General features: G+C 59.7%; 14 protein-coding genes and 2 pseudogenes. 10 read left to right on the top strand and 6 right to left on the bottom strand.

Features of this window, described 5'->3' with window-relative positions:
- Nucleotides 1-131: 131 nt before the first annotated feature.
- Together ACERNI_RS11255 and ACERNI_RS11250 are read right to left on the bottom strand one after the other, a co-directional pair.
- Nucleotides 132-920, bottom strand: a complete 789-nt coding sequence (locus ACERNI_RS11255; RefSeq protein WP_448833388.1) for a bestrophin-like domain — start codon at nt 918-920, stop codon at nt 132-134.
- 392 nt (nt 921-1,312) lie between these two features.
- Nucleotides 1,313-2,293 carry a SphA family protein gene (locus ACERNI_RS11250; protein WP_448833387.1) on the bottom strand — a complete coding sequence of 327 codons (981 nt, stop codon included), beginning with the start codon at nt 2,291-2,293 and terminating at the stop codon, nt 1,313-1,315.
- 468 nt (nt 2,294-2,761) lie between these two features.
- On the opposite strand from ACERNI_RS11250, the pseudogene ACERNI_RS11245 reads away from it, so the two are divergent.
- The 3 genes and pseudogenes from ACERNI_RS11245 (at nt 2,762) to ACERNI_RS11235 (ending at nt 7,813) form a co-directional block, all read left to right on the top strand.
- A pseudogene (locus ACERNI_RS11245) lies at nt 2,762-5,134 on the top strand (sulfatase-like hydrolase/transferase).
- Nucleotides 5,135-5,394: 260 nt separating this feature from the next.
- A complete protein-coding gene (locus ACERNI_RS11240; protein ID WP_448833386.1) occupies nt 5,395-7,074 on the top strand; it encodes an arylsulfatase in 1,680 nt (559 codons plus the stop codon).
- Between the two features lie 352 nt (nt 7,075-7,426).
- Nucleotides 7,427-7,813, top strand: a complete 387-nt coding sequence (locus ACERNI_RS11235; protein ID WP_448833385.1) for a hypothetical protein — start codon at nt 7,427-7,429, stop codon at nt 7,811-7,813.
- Nucleotides 7,814-7,843: 30 nt separating this feature from the next.
- On the opposite strand, the gene ACERNI_RS11230 is transcribed toward ACERNI_RS11235, so the two are convergent.
- Complete coding sequence (locus ACERNI_RS11230; RefSeq protein WP_448833384.1) at nt 7,844-8,692, bottom strand: helix-turn-helix domain-containing protein; 849 nt, start codon at nt 8,690-8,692, stop codon at nt 7,844-7,846.
- A gap of 83 nt (nt 8,693-8,775) precedes the next feature.
- On the opposite strand from ACERNI_RS11230, the gene ACERNI_RS11225 reads away from it, so the two are divergent.
- The 7 genes and pseudogenes from ACERNI_RS11225 (at nt 8,776) to ACERNI_RS11195 (ending at nt 15,338) form a co-directional block, all read left to right on the top strand.
- Entirely contained in the window at nt 8,776-9,624 is an 849-nt protein-coding gene (locus tag ACERNI_RS11225) for a hypothetical protein (RefSeq protein ID WP_448833383.1), read from the top strand.
- A 114-nt stretch (nt 9,625-9,738) separates the two neighbouring features.
- Nucleotides 9,739-10,049: pseudogene (locus ACERNI_RS11220) on the top strand (transposase); the annotation flags it as partial.
- A 384-nt stretch (nt 10,050-10,433) separates the two neighbouring features.
- Entirely contained in the window at nt 10,434-11,807 is a 1,374-nt protein-coding gene (locus ACERNI_RS11215) for an amidohydrolase family protein (protein WP_448833382.1), read from the top strand.
- Between the two features lie 59 nt (nt 11,808-11,866).
- A complete protein-coding gene (locus tag ACERNI_RS11210) occupies nt 11,867-12,286 on the top strand; it encodes a GNAT family acetyltransferase (RefSeq protein WP_448833381.1) in 420 nt (139 codons plus the stop codon).
- Nucleotides 12,287-12,437: 151 nt separating this feature from the next.
- Nucleotides 12,438-13,745: a flavin-dependent oxidoreductase gene (locus tag ACERNI_RS11205; RefSeq protein ID WP_448833380.1), complete on the top strand. Its 1,308-nt coding sequence runs from the start codon at nt 12,438-12,440 to the stop codon at nt 13,743-13,745.
- Between the two features lie 148 nt (nt 13,746-13,893).
- A complete protein-coding gene (locus ACERNI_RS11200; protein WP_448833379.1) occupies nt 13,894-14,715 on the top strand; it encodes an SDR family NAD(P)-dependent oxidoreductase in 822 nt (273 codons plus the stop codon).
- A gap of 392 nt (nt 14,716-15,107) precedes the next feature.
- A complete protein-coding gene (locus tag ACERNI_RS11195) occupies nt 15,108-15,338 on the top strand; it encodes a KGG domain-containing protein (protein WP_448833378.1) in 231 nt (76 codons plus the stop codon).
- A gap of 391 nt (nt 15,339-15,729) precedes the next feature.
- Here the strand turns inward: ACERNI_RS11195 and ACERNI_RS11190 are convergent, their stop codons facing one another.
- From ACERNI_RS11190 to ACERNI_RS11180, 3 genes are all read right to left on the bottom strand, one after another.
- Nucleotides 15,730-15,957, bottom strand: coding sequence for a cold-shock protein (locus ACERNI_RS11190; protein WP_448833377.1), 228 nt, complete (start codon nt 15,955-15,957; stop codon nt 15,730-15,732).
- 62 nt (nt 15,958-16,019) lie between these two features.
- Entirely contained in the window at nt 16,020-16,229 is a 210-nt protein-coding gene (locus tag ACERNI_RS11185; protein ID WP_191319898.1) for a cold-shock protein, read from the bottom strand.
- A 687-nt stretch (nt 16,230-16,916) separates the two neighbouring features.
- The gene (locus ACERNI_RS11180) at nt 16,917-17,432 is read right to left on the bottom strand and encodes a DUF6790 family protein (protein ID WP_448833376.1); all 516 of its coding nucleotides are present in this window, start codon (nt 17,430-17,432) and stop codon (nt 16,917-16,919) included.
- Between the last annotated feature and the right edge of the window lie 326 nt (nt 17,433-17,758).

Raw genomic sequence — 17,758 nt, 5'->3', positions numbered from 1 at the left:
TTCATCTCCATGCACCTCCAGCAAACCAATTCGGTTGGTGAATATGGAAACAAATTCAGACAATTGTATGGGTTTCCAACCTGGTGCCCCAGGGGCAACGTCAATATGAATGAAATAGCATGAGGCATCGCCTACTGCCCCCTTCCACCCAAACCCTGCAATGTCCAAACATATGCAGCAGTTGTGGTCCGGATTTGGCCTATTCGGGGTGACGACAAATCCAGAATGACCAAAAGCACCAGGGTCCATACGAGCATCAGCGCTATCACCAGCGGTCGGGGCGCTTTCGATTTGAGCCCGAACTGGTAGCCCAGACTGATCATGCTCAATAGCGTGAGAGCAATAAGAAGCCAGAAAATCTGGGTTGGGAGGCGCAAGGAAAATGAGAAGCGCTCGGTAGTGCTGGCGTCAAACACCTCGTTCAACGACATCATGAGAGAGTTGGCTACCGGATCCGGCCTTTTGCGCACGATTGTAGTCAGGTGAGCCCAGATTTCGGACTGCACGGCTACGGTTCGCTGGTTGAGTTGGGCCAGGGATCCAGCCCCCCTGTCGCTCTCGACAAACTCCGTGCGGAGAACAGCATATTGCCTGAGGAGGCTGGCGATGGCTTCCCCCTCCTGTCCGCCAATCGCCCTGGCCCTGAGCCATGCGGTGCCAATGGCGTTCGCTTCGGCGAGGCTTCCAGATTGACGTTCGGCGAAGCGCGTGCTGGCAAATGATAGTGTCAGGGCCAGAACGAACGCCAGCAGTCCAAGCATCGCCCCAACCAGGACGCCTACAGACTCATTCTCGCCGGCCCCGGTCGGGCGTCTTCTCCCCAACCAGTGCCCCGCCTCATAGCAAATGAGCTGCGCCAGGAAGAGAATTGCGCCAAATAGCAATATGCTACGTTCAGCAATATCCAGCGCCAACGTCATTCCTGTCGTCCCGGGTCGCTTAATTTCAAATAATATTGCCTCAAGCCTCTGCTTTGAAGCTGAGATTTGGCATGGGGCGGGTCATCGGTCCACAGTCCCGAATTTCCGCACGACCGATAATGCCCCGGTGAGACGTACATGTATCGGCATGTCCTGGGATATCAATTTCCATTGGCGTCCGCCGGAGTTGATCCGGGAGCGGGTGGCGCCCCAAGGGGGAGGGCAATTGAAACAAGCGCGATTGTCCCGCGTGGGCGATTTTCTGCCTTTAGCTCACGCAAAAGCTTGAGCCGCGTGGAAACGGGTACACCCGCTATATTGAATGTATAAGCGACGGCTCCGCCAACTGCTGTGGTGCGGCCCTTGAATGGTCCCAGAGATGATCCCGAACCTCAGTCCGGAGTCACCTGCTGATAGTGAGCGGCGAGGAAGCTGACGGAGAGCTGCTTTGTAACATTCTTTGTCACGGCGAGGTCGGCATGAAAGGCATTGCCGCTTCTATAGCGCGTCGCGTAGTTGACCCCATTTATTTCGTAGCCCGCGACGCCTGTGATCTCCAGCCCCATTGTGGGATCGAGCCAGGTCGCGGCAACGTAAATGTCGCCAATCACCCGATTGAAGGACAGATTGGCCAACTCTCCGTCGCGATAGGAGCCGGAAGGCAGGTTGGCTGAAGCGCCAATCTGCCAGTGAAAGTTGCCTTTGTGCCAGCCCACGAAACTGGTCAGCACCGGATCTCCGATCATGAATTCGGAATCCCGTAGTGTTCTCCCCAGCGGGCGACCGAAGCGCGGAGCTGCGACGACGCCACCGGCGCCAACGTCGACTTGCCCAAGCGGCAAGGTGGCTGCAAAGCCCAGATTGCCACCCAGGACCTCCAGAGGCGTCACCCAACTGGCGGTCAGAAAACCAACGCGCGCCTGAACTTTAAGATTGGCCAGCACAGCGCCGCCGATCTGTGTCGTTCTGTCGGCGGACAGGCGGCCCGAGTAGGAGTAGAAATCACTCTCGAAATAGAAACCTTGCGGCGGCGTGATGCCAGCCGATACGCTTTTCAGGCCAGGGACATAAAGACTCGCTCCGCCTTCCGTGGCGTCTGCGTACTGAAGTCCCATGCAGCAATAAGATAACGCAGCCGAGCCTGCAAGAATAGCGCTCCGCACAGCAGCTTCCCCTTCCGATTTCAAAAAAGCCTGCTCACCAAAAACCGCGCCGCCTGCCCAGCCAGACACAGCAGCATTACGAGCTCGCGAACTTTCTGAATTGCCCGGCGAGAAAAACGGTAAAGTCGAAAAACGGCGAGTGAAGCCGTTCCGAAACCTTTGATCCTGCAAGTAGACCCGACCAGCCCTCGAGCGCCAGCCGAGTCCCACTCATATCATTCTGATGATTTTCAGGACATTATGAGACTGATCGCTCACCGAAAATTGAGCGCGCGGCAATCGTCTGCGCGATTCCGGATGTTGCCGCAATCTCCGCAAATTCAATCATATAGCCCTATCCCTGCGCTTGCGCCCGGCCCAGCGCAGGCTGCCGATTCCAATACGCAACCAGCCAAGTTTGGCGTATCATGAAAAGAGAAACTCACCATTTGGGCCAGCCGTTGCTAGCGTTCTCTCACGACGCCTGGCCGGTAGGGCAGCGTATGCAGGCGCCGCCAGAAGGAGCCATTGGCTGCTGTATCGTTTTGAGGGCGATAGTAAAAGTGGCCAGCATCTGGCGTGGCGCGCGCGAGGTTGAGCCCCGTCGGCGTTGAGGCTCCCGATCAGGCCGCTTCCGGGTTGGTATAGGCCAGGACCGGAGGAAGGCGCTTACCGATCTGCATTTGCGTGGAGGCTAACATGGTCCGTATGGCAAGCCGCGCCATTTTTGCGTTAGGCGCTTCATTGTTCGCCACGTTGCATGGCGGCGGCGCGTTCAGCCAGGATATGGGTGGACCGCGAGCAGGACAGGCCGTGCTGCCATACGCCGAGCCGCGCTTCAGGGGTAACATTGGCACAACATTCCAGGATTCCGACCCGGCTGTTTTCCCAAAAGCCATCAGAGCGCCGGCTGGCGCGCCCAATATTCTTCTTGTGTTGCTCGATGACGTGGGGTTCGGCCAGTTTGCGGTGTCCGGGGGCGGCGTGCCTTCACCCAATATGGAAAAGCTTGCAAATGAGGGCCTGTTCTACAACCGCTTTCACACGACGGCCCTGTGTTCGCCCACCCGTGCGGCGCTCCTGACAGGGCGCAATCACCAGGTCGCCGGAACCGGAATTATTACTGAACTTGCGACTGGCTATGATGGCTATACGGGGGTTATCCCGAAACGCACGGCCACCGTTGCTGAGGTCTTGAGGCAAAACGGCTATGCGACGGCCTAGATTGGAAAAAATCACAATACGCCAATCTATGAAACCAGTCCCATGGGGCCTTACGATCATTGGCCGAACGGGCTCGGTTTTGACTATTTTTACGGTTTCATGGCCGGCGACACCAACCAGATCAGGCCGTATCTCTTCCAGAACCAGACGCCAGTCGGCACGCCGCAGAACCCGAATTATTTTCTGAGCACTGACCTCGCCGGCAAATCGATCGAATGGCTCAAGATGGCCGAGGTCGTCGACCCCGGCAAGCCCTGGTTCCTATATCTCGCGCCGGCCGCGACCCATGCCCCGCACCAGGCCCCAAAGGAACTGATCGCCAGGTATAAGGGCAAGTTCGACATGGGGTGGGACGAATATCGCAAGCAGACGTTCGAGCGGCAGAAGCGTCTCGGCGTTATCCCGCAGGACGCCGAATTGACGCCGCGTCCCGCGAGCTTGCCAGCGTGGGATAGCGCGAGCCCCGACCAGAAAAAGCTGTATGCGCGGATGATGGAGGTGTTCGCCGCTTATGGCGAGCATGTCGATCAGGAGGTTGGCCGCGTTCTCGACTACGTCGCCGGGCTTCCCGACGCCAGCAACACGATGATCATATACATCGTCGGAGACAATGGCGCATCTGCGGAGGGTGGATTTGACGGTACGCTGAACGAAAACGCATTCTTCAATGCCTACCAGATGACGTGGCGGCAGATGTTGCCGCTGATAGACGAAATCGGGACTGAGAAGCATTTCAATCATTTCCCGACCGAGTGGGCCTGGGCCATGAATACGCCGTTCCAGTGGACCAAGCAGGTGGCCAGCCATCTGGGTGGCGTTCGCAATCCGATGATTGTGAAGTGGCCGGCGAAGATCAAAGACCAGAAGGCGGTTCGCTCACAGTTCGTGCATGTCATCGATATCGCGCCGACCCTGCTCGCCGCAGCCGGCGTCGATGAACCGCGCAGCGTCAACGGGACTGCCCAGGAGCCGATCCAGGGGCGCAGTTTCATCGGGACCATGATGGACAAGGGCGCCGGGGAGACCCGGACGAGCCAGTATTTCGAGATGTTTGCCAATCGCGGCGTCTACAAGGACGGCTGGTGGGCGGCGTCGCTATCATTTGAGCCGTGGGAGGCAGAGCGCGGCGCGTTCGATCCATTCAAAGCCAAATGGGAGCTTTACAATCTCGACAAGGATTTCTCCCAGGCGAAGGATCTGGCGAAAGACAACAAAGCAAAACTCGATGAACTGACTGCACTCTGGTGGGCCGAGGCGCGGGTGAACAACGCGCTTCCGCTCGACTGGCGTGGCGCAGAGCGCTTTAGCGGAGAAATGACTGGAAAGCCGAGCCTCGCCGGCGACCGCAAGACGTTCGTCTATCCAGGCAATTTCGCCGGTCTGCCGGAAGCCGCCGCTCCCGACCTGAAAAACAGGTCGTTCAGCGTCTCCGCCAAGGTCGATATCAAGGACGGCGCCAGCGGCATGATCTTCACGCAAGGCGGCAACACAGGCGGCTGGGGCTTCTACATGAAGGAGGGCAGGCTGGTTGTCGCCCACAACTATATCGACGTGAAGAGCTACATCGTTCGCAGCGATCAGCCCGTACCATCAGGGAGGCATGAATTGAAGATGACCTTTGCTTATGCGGGCGGCAAGCAGATGGGGAAAGGTGGAACCGCCACCCTGTTCATTGACGGCAAGCCGGCTGGATACGGCGAGATCGAGCAGACGACCCCGTTCAAATACTCCCTGTCGGAGAACCAGGACATCGGCAGCGATACCGGGTCGGCGGTTGTCGGGGACTACTCGGGTGCATTCCCGTTCCAGGGGCGGCTTGATGAGGTCGTCGTGGAATTGATGAACTAGCGGGCGCTGACGTCGCGGATCGGATGGCGTTAACCTGCTTCGGCGCCTTCCAGGAAGGAGGGGCCAAAGATCGGTTCCGGAGGGCCGCTTATCCCAGACCTGACATTCGTAAGGAGATAGCGATGAGGTTCCGGCTTGCAATCCAGCTTCCCATCTTTTTGGGAGCCGGGCGGCAACCTGCTTCCGTCCTCGTGGCGACCGCGTAGTCAATGGCCTTTATCGAGATACGTGCAAATTTGAATTCTAGAGGAGAGGTCCAAATGAACGAAACTGATCCACTGGATCGGAGCATGCAGCTATCTCCGCCGACCCAGCAAGAATCCCGATCTGACCAGAAGCCTTCGGAAACCAGGACGAAGCTGTCGCGTCGCGGGATTCTGCTGAATGGGGTTGCGCTGGCTGCGGCGTCAACGATTGGCGCCGTTGCATCCAGCGAGCAACCACAAGCGCAGACCCGATCTGCCGGCGCCGCAGGAAAAAAGCCTAACATCCTGTTCATTATGGGCGATGACATTGGCTACTGGAATATCAGCGCCTTCCACCGGGGCGTGATGGGATACAACACGCCAAACATTGACCGCCTTGCAAAAGAGGGCGGTCAACTCATGAGCTACTATGGTCAGCAGAGCTGTACGGCGGGGAGGTCCGCCTTCATCACCGGGCAAATGCCATTCCGCACGGGGCTTAGCAAGGTTGGCTTGCCTGGCGCAGATCTGGGGCTGCGTAAGGAAGATCCAACTATTGCAGAATTGCTGAAGCCGTTAGGTTACATGACAGGGCAATTTGGGAAAAATCATCTTGGCGACAAGGATGAATTTTTGCCAACCAACCACGGCTTTGATGAATTCTTTGGTAATCTCTACCATCTAAATGCCGAGGAAGAGCCGGAGAACCCCGACTATCCCAAGAATCCAGATTTCGCCAGGCGCTTCGGGCCGCGTGGCGTTATCCGTTCATCAGCCGATGGGAAAATTCAGGACACCGGGCCGCTGACGAGCAAGCGGATGGAAACAATTGACGAGGAGGTTTTGGCTGCAACCCAAGACTTTTTGGCCAGAGCCCAAAAGGCAGACAAGCCCTTCTTTGCATGGTTCAACACAACGCGCATGCATAATTTCACCCATGTCAAGAAAGACAATTTGGGCAAGACTGGTCATGGTTTTTATGCAGACGGAATGGTCGAACACGACGCACTTGTAGGCCGGCTTCTGGATACAGTTGACCAGCTGGGGCTTACCGAGAATACAATTGTTGTGTACACGACAGACAATGGTCCCATGGTCTGCCTGTTCCCGGATTCGGGCACCACGCCCTTCCGGGGCGAGAAGAATACGAATTGGGATGGAGGCTGGCGTGTTCCAGCCCTGGTGCGTTGGCCAGGGGTGGTGAAGCCGGGGACGGTTTTTTCTGATCTCTTTGCCGGAGAAGATTGGCTTCCCACCTTCCTTGCCGCCGCAGGCGTGCCCGATGTCAAGGAGCAGCTGCTCAAGGGATACAATGCGGGGCAGAAGCAGTTCAAGGTTCATTTGGATGGATATAACCAGATGGATTATCTGTCCGGAAAAAATCCAAAAACCGCGCGCAAGGAATTTTTCTATTTTAGCGACGACGGTGACTTGCTTGCGCTCAGATACGAGCATCTAAAAATTCACTTCATGATTCAGGAGGCGACCGGCATCGATGTCTGGCGGCACCCGTTTACCACCCTGCGGGCTCCCATTTTCTTCGATCTGAGCATTGATCCGGTGGAGCGCGGTCAGGAGGGCATGGGGTATAATGACTGGTGGTACCGGCGGGCGTTCTTGCTGGTTCCTGCCCAGGCGATGGTTCAAAAAACCCTCGCCACGTTCAAAGATTTTCCTCCACGTCAGAAGCCCGCCAGCTTCACGGTTAACCAGGCGATGGAAGCCCTCGCGAACTCAACCGGCGCCGGGAAGTAGGGCGCCGGAGTCAATAATGCTTTCGCGGAGCCGGCGTATGCCGGCTCTGCATATCGTTGGGTAAAATGCCTTCCTTAATTGTTGTCACTTGCAAATGAAATTTGTTTCCGCTCGGGCGCCACGTCCCTTCGGCGGGAACTGAGGTGTTATGGCAGAATAGCGGGCGCCGACGAACAGGCTTCCAGGCGGCTCATCTCGCTTCATCATTTTGGGTGACGGCCGCGTTCACTCGCACATCAGGCGCGCCCATCCGCTCGGTCGCTGCGATACTCCAACGTCCTGGTTGCGATGCGGCTGGCCTCATCTCTTACAGGCGCAACGCATCTCCTCCAGCGGCAGGTGTTCACCCATCATGAAGAAGCCGCAGCGACCGTTTGTCGTCGAGATTAAACGCGTGAAACGCAGCCAGGGCACATCACCGATCTGGGCGAACGTCAACCTGATGGCTGCGTCTGACGAAATCCTCAACCAGCCTCCTGCAATTGCCGACGCCGTCGACCCTGCGCCGGCGGCAACCCTGGCTAAAATTCTGGAGGATGTGTCGGGGCCAGCCAGGAGAGAAGCCGAGGCCCATGCTGTCACGGATAGCGCCCCAGCATTTTTCCTGCCGATTGAGCTGATGCCCGAAGCCCTTGCTCAGGAGATGGTAAATCGGCCCGTCCGTTTCCGACCCCATCTTGGTCATTCCGGGACGGATAGCGCCCGGACAAAAGCGGTTGTTATCACGCGGCAGGAATAGGGATTCTGCGCAGCAAGAGTACTGGCCTGACTACCTGAGCAATCTGTATATCCAGAATGCTTCGTCGCGCTGGATTAGTTCGTTCAGTTTTGCAGGCGGCAGACCGGTCACCCGCCGAACGTCCCTCCCAAGATGGGATTGATCGGAGAATCCGGTCTCTGCCGCAACGGCTGCGAGATTCAGGCCCTTTTTATCGGACATCTCGGCGCCATACGACATCGCGTTCTCTACGCGGGCATAAAGCTGCAAGTCTCGCAAGCTCTGGCCTGTCCAATCTTTGACAAGACGCTGTTTCCTTCTCGGCCCTGCCATGCCAGTCATTGATGAGGTTCGGGTGGCAAGTAGCGCCAACCAACTCCGCACATCCGAAATCCGCGGTGCTGGCACATCTTTCAACAGGCACATCAGCGTCTGCTGAACTCGGTCATAAGGATCGGTTCCATCGCCAAAATTCATGGTCAGCAGTTGGTCCATCTTTCCCGGAGATAAAACCCGCTCCAGGGGCAGGATTGTGCCAACATATTGCTGAATGGAAATGCGGAGCAGCCGCGCCAGCGCCTCCGGGTAGAAGCTCACCGTCAGCGCATGCACTGAGGCAGGCGACCAACTCGCGGATGGTTTCCGCGTTGGACCTGAGAAGACCACCTTGGGAAGCGGCTTTGCGAGCCTCGGAGCATCCGCCCCAGCGCCGCCCTCAACCATTTGCAGTTGGCCGTCCAGTATCCACGAGATGGAGGGGAACGGCGTCGCCGGATAGTAGCTGAACCGATCCGCGTCGGTCAGCTGAACCGCGCGCGTATCGCGCTCCACTGCCATATAGATACAAGCAAGAAGAGGACGACTGGGCAGATGCAGCTTCGCGCATTCCGCCCGTCTCATAGTTTGTGTCGCTTCGGTTCTATACGTCGCAGCCTCATCGGCAGCATACCTCAAGGAAAATTGGGCTCACGAAGAGGCGGGCAATGACGCTTAAGCAGCAACTTTTCCAACGCTTCCCACTCGATGGCTCCGTCATCGTGGCAGGCGAGGGCCTAACCACTCCTTATCACATTTACAACGGTACAATGCTATCGCTTGGTGGCACGGTCGACGGAAGGGTTGCCGCCGGGTTTCTGGCAACTGAGCACCTTGAACCTGTGATGGATACAGATGGGCGGGCGCTTGCCGCGATATGGGTTTGCGATTTCACCGAGGCAAACCTGGGCGCACATCATGAACTGCAAATATCGCTGTTCGCAACCCGACGCGAAGTGCAACGACTACCAGCCAATGCCTTCTCCTATTATCGGGCGCTGACCGCGATCCCCGATCTTATGATGGTATGTCATGGGCTGTGGAACAACACACAACGGGTCGTTCGGTACAATGCCGAACATTTGATGCTCAATGCGAAGTTGACGCAGAGCGAGGTGGAGCTCTCTGGTGATCGCTGGACTTTCCAGTTTCGCGACGCCGGGGGCAAGATGATCGCAGAGGGCTCGGCGCCCTCCTTGCGCCGCCAGCCGTCAGGTGCTTCATGGAGGATCGCGCGACAGATGGGACTTGGCGGAATGCTGCGCCTGCTGCGAACGCCTGTCTTCAGAATGCCGGTGGTGAACACAAGACGGCAAGCTGACGACCGCAATCACTTCTGTATAACCTATACAGCTTGCCAAAAACCGCTGATAAGGGAATCCGCTGATGAGGACCGGATTGTCATCAGCCATTCAAGTTACAGCGAACTCGATTTCAAAATCACCTTCGTGCAGCAGTTGAAGGATATCGGGTTCATTTTCTTGCGACCCCTCCCGATTTCATCCTTGGGATACTGACGAGGCAACCAGACGTCTGACTTGTATTGGCGTTACCAAGAACAAAACTCCCGATGGACAGCCCCTATCCTGACAGACAGGTCCCGCCTGTCGTTTGAGCATAGGAGGCAGCTTGTGAGTTCACAGAGTTCTACCCCGGAATTCAAGGAAGAAGCCGTCAGGCAGGTGGGCGAACGCGGTTATGGCGTTCCGGATGTCGCGGCCCGTTTGGGCGTTTCGGCACATAGCCTGTACAAATGGATCAAGCCCGTATCCCCCGGCCCATCCGGGCAGCAATCCAGGGGACTCCTGGAAGCAAAGAGCGAGGTTCTTCGTCTTTGTTCTTAACTGCGTCGCACCGAAGAGGAGCGGGATCTCTAAAGAAATGCCGCGCGGTACTTTGCCAGGGAACCCGGGTGAAGTACCGCTTCATGAACGACCACCGTTGCGGTGCGAAACCTCATGTTGGTGGTCTGGTCGGTTGCGTTTTATGTTAACTCGGGATGTGACAATAATAAATTTGTATATAAATCGCCATGATCGGAAGGTTGTTGAATAATCACAGCTTTTAAATGATGTGAGTTGTTTATTTTAATGTATGGTAATATCTTTAATTTATACAAATTAATTGTAGTTAGATATTCTTTGCGTTCAATAGCGCTTGTCGCTTGTCGCTTGTCGCTTGTCGCTTGTCGCTTGTCGCTTGTCGTCCGGGCCTGGCAGGTGTCGCGTCAGTTTCGTGGTCTCGCAGATTTGGCCGCGACGGACGTTTGGCATACGCTGCCGGCGCGCCGGCCTTTGGGCTGTGGGGCGGCGAGGAGTTGATGCCCATGCGGCTGCTTGCGGGACTTTTACTGGCTTTGGCGGCGACCCATCCAGCAGCGGCGCATCCCACGGCGCCTTCCGGGCAGGCCGCCGCGCCTGTTGCCGCCGCCCCGCGGGAAACGCTGTTTCGTAATGTGCGCGTTTTCGACGGCACGAATGACCAGTTGTCGGCGCCGACATCGGTGCTGGTGCGCGGCAATGTGATTGCGGCTATCGGCAATGTGGACAAGGCGGCGCCAGACGCCGCCGTGGTGGAAGGCGGCGGGCGGACGCTGATGCCTGGCCTGATTGACGCCCACTGGCACGCCATGTTCGTCAGGCCAACGCCAGAGCAGATGATGGCGGGAGACTATGGCTTCAATGTTCTGCAGGCCGGCGCGGAGGCAACCGCGACGCTGCTGCGCGGCTTCACCACTGTTCGCGATGTCGGAGGACCGAGTTTTGGCCTGAAGCAGGCGATCGACGCCGCCGTGTTGCCGGGACCGCGGATCTGGCCGTCAGGCGCGCTCATCACCGTCACGAGCGGCCATGGCGACTTCCGCCAGGCGTCGGAATTGCCTCGCGACAGCTCAAAGCCGCTCTCACGCATGGAGCAGCTGGGCGCGGCCATGGTGGCGGACAGCCCTGACAAGGTGCGCGAGCGCGTGCGGGAACAGCTGATGCTGGGCGCCAGCCAGATCAAGCTCACGGGCGGTGGCGGCGTGGCGTCTCCACACAGCCCGCTTGATGTTTCCACCTTCACGCCGGAAGAGCTGAAGGCCGCTGTCGACGCCGCCGCCAACTGGGGGACCTATGTGACGGTGCACGCCTATACGTCGCCGGCCGTGCGTCGCGCCATTGATGCCGGCGTGAAGGTGATCGAGCACGCCCAGCTGATGGATGACGCCACGGCGAAATACATGGCCGACAGGGGCGTGTGGCTGTCCGCCCAGCCGATTGTCGAGGAATTCTTCGGCGGCATGTTCCCGCCCGGCTCCGGGGAGGCCGAAAAGGCCAATGAGGTGATCGCGGGCACGGACCGGCTCTACGCCATGGCCAGGAAGTATAATCTGAAAGTGGCGTTCGGCACGGATGTGCTGTTTTCGGCGGCCATGGCGCGGATGCAGGGGCGGATGCTTGCTTCGTTGTCCAAATGGTACAAGCCGGCTGAAATCCTGCGGCAGGCGACAGGCGTGAATGCGGAGCTGCTGGCCCTTTCCGGAAAACGCGCGCCCTACAAGGGCAAGCTGGGCGTGGTGGAGGAAGGCGCGCTGGCCGACCTGATCCTCGTGGATGGCGATCCAACCGCCAACATCAATCTTGTCGCGGACCCGGAGCGGAATTTCCTCGTCATCATGAAGGATGGCAACATTTACAAAAACAGCCTGGGGCGGCCCTGATCCGGCTTGCCATGCCAACCGGCGCGGCGGGCATTCCGTGGAGACGGGATCTGTCAATATTGCTCACCGCCCGCAGCGCCCGCATCGAAGATGAAGACGCCGTGGTGGGGCTGTGGCGGGCCTCTGGCCTTGTGACCAGCTACACTGATCCGAATGGCGGTTTCCGGTTTGCCCTGAACGGGCCTGCATCGGATGTGCTGGTTGGCGAGAACGGGGCTGGCCATATTGCCGGCGCCGTCATGGTTGGATGCGATGGCCATCGCGGCTGGCTCTATTATGTCTCCGCGGCGCCTGGCGGGCGCCGCGTCGGCATTGGCCGCGCCATGGTCAGCGCCGCCGAAGCATGGCTGCGGGCGCGGAGCGTTGCCAGGGGCCAGCTCATGGTCCGGGAAACCAGCGCCCAGGTGGCGGGGTTTTATGGGCGCCTCGGGTTTGAGGTTACGCCGCGCGTCGTGATGGCGAAGTGGCTGGACACTTGAGCGCTCCGGCCTTCGCGATGCGCTGGCGCCCAGTGTAGTGTCTCCTGCGGCGGGGGCTCATGCGGCCGGGAATGCTCCGCCTTTTTCATCTGACGCATGTTTCGGGAGTGGTGGACGCCATTTTTCCCGGAGCACGCCGGACGGGGCCGCCATGCAGGACTGCTATCCGATGCTGCAAGACCATGTTCTTATCGCTGGAGGCGGCATTGGCGGCCTCACGCTTGCCCTGACCCTCCACCAGATCGGCGTGTCCTGCACGGTGCTTGAGAGTGTTCGCGAACTCAGGCCGCTGGGCGTTGGCATCAACCTGCAGCCCAACGCCGTGCGGGAGCTGGAAGATCTGGGGATTGGGGAAGATGACCTCGACGCCATTGGCGTACCGGCGCGCGAGTGGGCGCTGGTTGGCCTCAACGGCAGGGAGATTTATTCGGAGCCGCGCGGCAGGTTCGCGGGCTATCGCTGGCACCAGTACGCGGTGCATCGCGGCGCGTTCCATATGATGCTCTATCGCAAGGTGGTTGAGCGCCTCGGCCCCGATGCCGTCCAGTCCGGGCGCAAGGTGAGCGGCTATCGCCGGCGCGATGACGGCGCGGTGACAGCCCTGGTTGAGCTGGCCGATGGCGGAGCGGTGGAATACACCGGAAAGCTGCTGATTGGCGCGGACGGCATCCACTCCCAGGTCCGGGCGCAAATGCATCCGGAGCAGCCGCCGATCCATTGGGGCGGGACCATCATGTGGCGGGGCACCGCGCGGGCTTTGCCAATCCGCACCGGCTCCTCTTTCGTTGGTCTGGGCACAAGCCGCCATCGCGTCGTGCTGTATCCGATCTCGCATCCGGATGGGCAGGGCCTGGTCACGGTCAACTGGATCGCGGAAAAGACCTTCGACAGCGACCATGACTGGACCCGTTCCGGCTGGTTTCGCCCGGTCGACCTGTCCGGGTTCGCGCATGAGTTCGACGGTTTCGTCTACGACTGGCTGAACCTGCCCGAACTTCTGGCGACATCCCCCGTGGCCTACGAAAACCCGATGATCGACCGCGATCCGGTCGCCACATGGGTTGACGGGCCGGTGGGGCTGATGGGCGATGCGGCCCATCCGATGTATCCGACCGGTTCAAACGGCGCTTCTCAGGCGATCATCGACGCCCGCGTCATCGGCCAGTCCATGCTGGTTCATGGCGTCACGCCGGCGGCGCTGCGCGCCTATGATGATGCGTTGTGCAAGCCGGTTGGCGCGGTGGCCCTGCGCAATCGCGGCGCCGGGCCTTTCGGACTGCTCGGGCTGGTTGAGGAGCGCTGCGGCGGTCAGTTCGAGGATATTGACGACGTCATTCCTGCGGCGGAGCGCGCTGCGTTCATGCTGGCCTACCAGCAGGCCGCAGGCTTCGCCAGGGACAGTCTCAACAATGCGCCGCGAACGGTTCCTGCGGGCGGCTTGGTCGGGAAGGCCGGTTGACGCTCCCGCGTGCGATTTTACGCCGCCCGCATCGCACTGTTTATTGCAGGCGGGCCGTTGTTATTGACATGGACGAAGCGGGCTTTCCGGGGCCTGGGAAAGCAGGCATCGTCGCGGGGCAGGGCGCCGGAACAGCAATGCCAGGCGCATGCTGCAAATCCGGGAGTACGCCATGCTGGTCAAGGGCAAGGTCGCGGTCATTTTTGGCGGAAGCGGCGCCGTCGGCCGGACGGTCGCGCACAGTCTGGCGCGGGAGGGCGCGCGGGTTTGGCTCGGCGCCCGCAACCCGGGCCGGCTGGACCTCATTGCCAGTGAAATCCGCGCGGCGGGGGGAGACGCCGATACGTTCAGCATTGACGTGCGCGATGGAGAGGCCTTGCGCGCGCGGATGGCCAGCCTGGTCGAGCGGGCCGGGGGCATCGACGTGGCGGTCAACGCCACGGGTTTCATGCACGACCAGGGCAAGGGCCTCGCGGCGCTGTCGCTGGCGGAGTTCATGCAGGGCGTGGACCCGCTGCTTGAGGCCCAGTTCAATATTGCAAAGGCTGTCGCGCCACACATGGGCGGCGAGCGCCCCGGCGTCATCATCTCGGTCATTGCTCCCGCCGCCACGATGGCGGTTCCGGGCCACCTCGGCCATATCGTCGGGTGCGCCGGCGTGGAAGCTTTCGTCAAGGCGCTCGCAAGTGAACTGGGTCCGCAGAATATCCGCGTTGTTGGCGTGCGCTCCCATGCGATTGCCGACGCGGTTCAGGCTGGTTCCCACACCCGTGAGCTGTTTGGACCAAAGGCCCAGGCTGTGGGGCTGACGGTGGAGCAATGGGTGGGCGCCGCCGCGCGAGGCACCATGCTGAACCGCTTGCCAACGCTCTCCCAGGTGGCCGGGATGGTCGCATTTCTCGCCTCGGACCATGCCGGCGCGATGACGGCGACGGTGGTCAACATGACCGCCGGCGCGACGACTGGCTGACGCATTGCCGCCGCAAGGCCGCCAGCCGTTATTGCTGGCGCGGCCGGTCGGGTGCTGGCGTCAGCAATTTGGTTAAACCGATAATCAATTCGGAGCGCCATAAATATGGGGTGTCCTCATCCGGCGCTCAATTCTGGAGAGGAAACACGCCCGGACGCGCCAGAAAATGCCGCATGTGACGCGATATCCGGCGAGGTTACGCCAAATCTGCCTGGCTTTGCGGATCTGGCCGCCTTCCTGCGGTCGCGCATTACGACGCGTAACCCTATCCGGAAGAGGTAGGTCTGGCGCCCTGGCCAGCCGGCCGATGATTGACAGGGTCTTCACGTATCCGTGAATCTGGGGAGGTCGAAGCCGCCGCGTCACCTGGCGGAAGAAGGGAGAGCCACACCATGAATGATGTAACGCCAAAGTCCCGGCGCGGGTTTGCTTCAATGGATCCGGCAAGGGTTCGGGCAATCGCCAGCATGGGTGGGCGCAGCGTGCCAAAGGAAAAGCGCGCCTTCGCGATCAACCTGGGCCTCGCGGCGGAAGCCGGGCGCAAGGGTGGTTCACATGTCAACGACAGGACGGGACCGGCCAGGGATGGCGCGGCCGGCCAGGATGACCCTGGAAAGACCTGACCGGACAGGTTGTCTGCCAGGCGCCGCTTCGGGCCATCCGGATTGCATGGCGCCCAGATTTTCTGTGCTGTGACCGACATCTGATCGATCAGCCGTTTCGGGCTGATCGGGAAGCGCTGCAGGCGTCATTGGGCCGGAGGACCGCGCGTCAAAGCGGGTCGCACCATCAGGAACAGCCACCGATTTCCGGGGCTGTTGCATGATGCGAAGGCTGGAGCGCGCGCAAACAACCCCTGGAGGCACCCCCTGGAGGCAAGCCCTGGCCGTGGCTACATGGCGCGGCCTGATGCGGGCGCCGTTACCTGACATTGCAAGGGATGGGATCCTGACGCCTGAACCGGCAAGCGATGCTGCCTGGCGGGCCAGAGACAGCCAGCGTCTGCGCTATGATTCAGCAGGCGCGGCGTTTGCCGGCGGCGTGGAGGGCGTTCCGGTCGGCTGGAGATGAAAATTCTGGATCATTGAGGGCAAATCTGACCCTTTTTCCAGAAAATATCGGGGCAATTCCGGATCGCTCAATGTCTTCAGAGCTGATGAAGATCCACGATGAACCATCGTCCGGCTGGATGTAACCACAATTTTTAAGTGGATTGTAGAGCGTAATAGCGCCTGTAAACAAAAATACTCCTGTTTGAAGAGGGAGGGCCGGTAGCCGGCCTTCCCGTTATTGCTATCTGATGATCAGATAGCCTTGAGGTTCTCAGCGGCCGACTTGCCCTTGCGCTGATCCATCACGATGTCGAACGACACCTTCTGGCCTTCGTGCAGGGTCTGCATGCCGGAGCGCTCGACGGCGGAGATGTGCACAAACACGTCTGCCTTGCCATCGTCGGGCTGAATGAAACCAAAGCCCTTGGTGGTGTTAAAGAATTTTACGACGCCGGTATTCATGACGACTTCCTTTCGAAACGACATGGAAAAATAACGCCTGGCAACGCCAGACGCCATGAACACGAATTTGAGAGAGGAAGTCACAAATGCGCGTGCGCGCAGCAGGAAAGTTCATCAGCAAGTTCGATATGGTCAAGGTATCTGCTGATTGTGTTTTTTGCAAGGACGGGAATTGGCGCGCGCCATGACGTATTCGTCATGCAGACGATGCGGCGCGGCGCGCAGATATGGCGTCACGCGAACATCTGTTTTGAGGTCCTGAAATACTGTTTGGGCATCTGCCAATGAAAGCGGCGGTATGTTTTCCTGCGCCAGGCTTGTCTGGACATCATGTTCAGGTCAGGCCAGTCTGGTTTATTGGATTCTGGCGCGCAATCCGCACGTCACCATGGCGGGCCGCAGCGGAACGACGCCGCCAGTTGCCGCGACCGCATGGGCGCGCCCGGCCCGAAAGCTGGAGGGCGGTCACTGGCGATGAGGCATTTTCAGTTTTTCAGGTGCCGAAACGAACTGTTATCCGGCCATCATCCTGCCAACGAGGAGCGCCGCGACCAGGCCAGAGCCAAACAGGGCGGACAGCATGACCCCAATATGCACCAGATCGTTCCGCGACATCGTAAACCTCCCATATGATTTTATTCCATACTAGGGAGGGATGGAGCGGCGGGCAATGTTATGACGGCATGGCTATGGGCGGGCCCCGGCATGGCTGCGGCAGTGGAGCCAGAGCAATACAAAGCCAATCACCGGCGTGAAAATGTCGGTCCAGAAGACCACGCCGGCGTTGCCTGGCGCGAAATTGTGCGCCGCGATCATCTGGTGGACATGCACGCCGGCGGCGCCCCAGAGGAAGCACGCGGGTCCAAGAATGGCGGCCAGACGCATGTCAAAGCTGCGCCAGCAGGCGAGGAAGCCCACCAGGGAAAAGCCCAGGCTGGCGAAGCCGACCTCCAGCTGGAACGGGCTGTCCGCCCAGCCAATAAACCGCGCCGTCATTTCCGAAAATGCGGTGTGCATGACGAAATTGTAGAGATTGCTGACGCCAATTGAAAAGAAGATGAAGTAAAACAGCAACGCCTCGCAAATGCGTCCGCCGGTCAGCGGCTTCGGCGCCAGCAACAGCGAGATTGCCGAGGCGGCCAGGCCCACGACCAGCAGCGTCAGGGTAAAATTCGACAGCAGCAAAACGATGACGTCGCGCATGGTGGGTGACCTTGTGTTGGCGCGCTGAAAGCAGGGCGGCCCATGCGGGAGGGGGCGGCGGCGGGCGAAGGTTTCGCCCTATCATTTTCATCCTGTCCCCTGCCGGCTGCAGGACGGGTAATGATGGCGGGCGCTGTCGCGGTCAAGGGCAGCGCCAGCGCATCTGCTGGTTTCGCCGATTGGTCCTCTGTCATGGGCAGGCCGCCTGGCTCACGCCAGGACGGACCGCCCATTCGCATCGCTGCCCGAACCAGCCTTCGCGATTCCGCGCCTTCACGGTCCCGCGTCGGCTGGCCAGAGGCGGCGGTTGCCCGCTACGCGCCGGG

This window comes from Camelimonas sp. ID_303_24 (assembly GCF_053543495.1).
The sequence above is the reverse complement of the archived record's forward strand: the minus strand, read 5'-3'. Positions and strand labels throughout refer to the sequence as shown.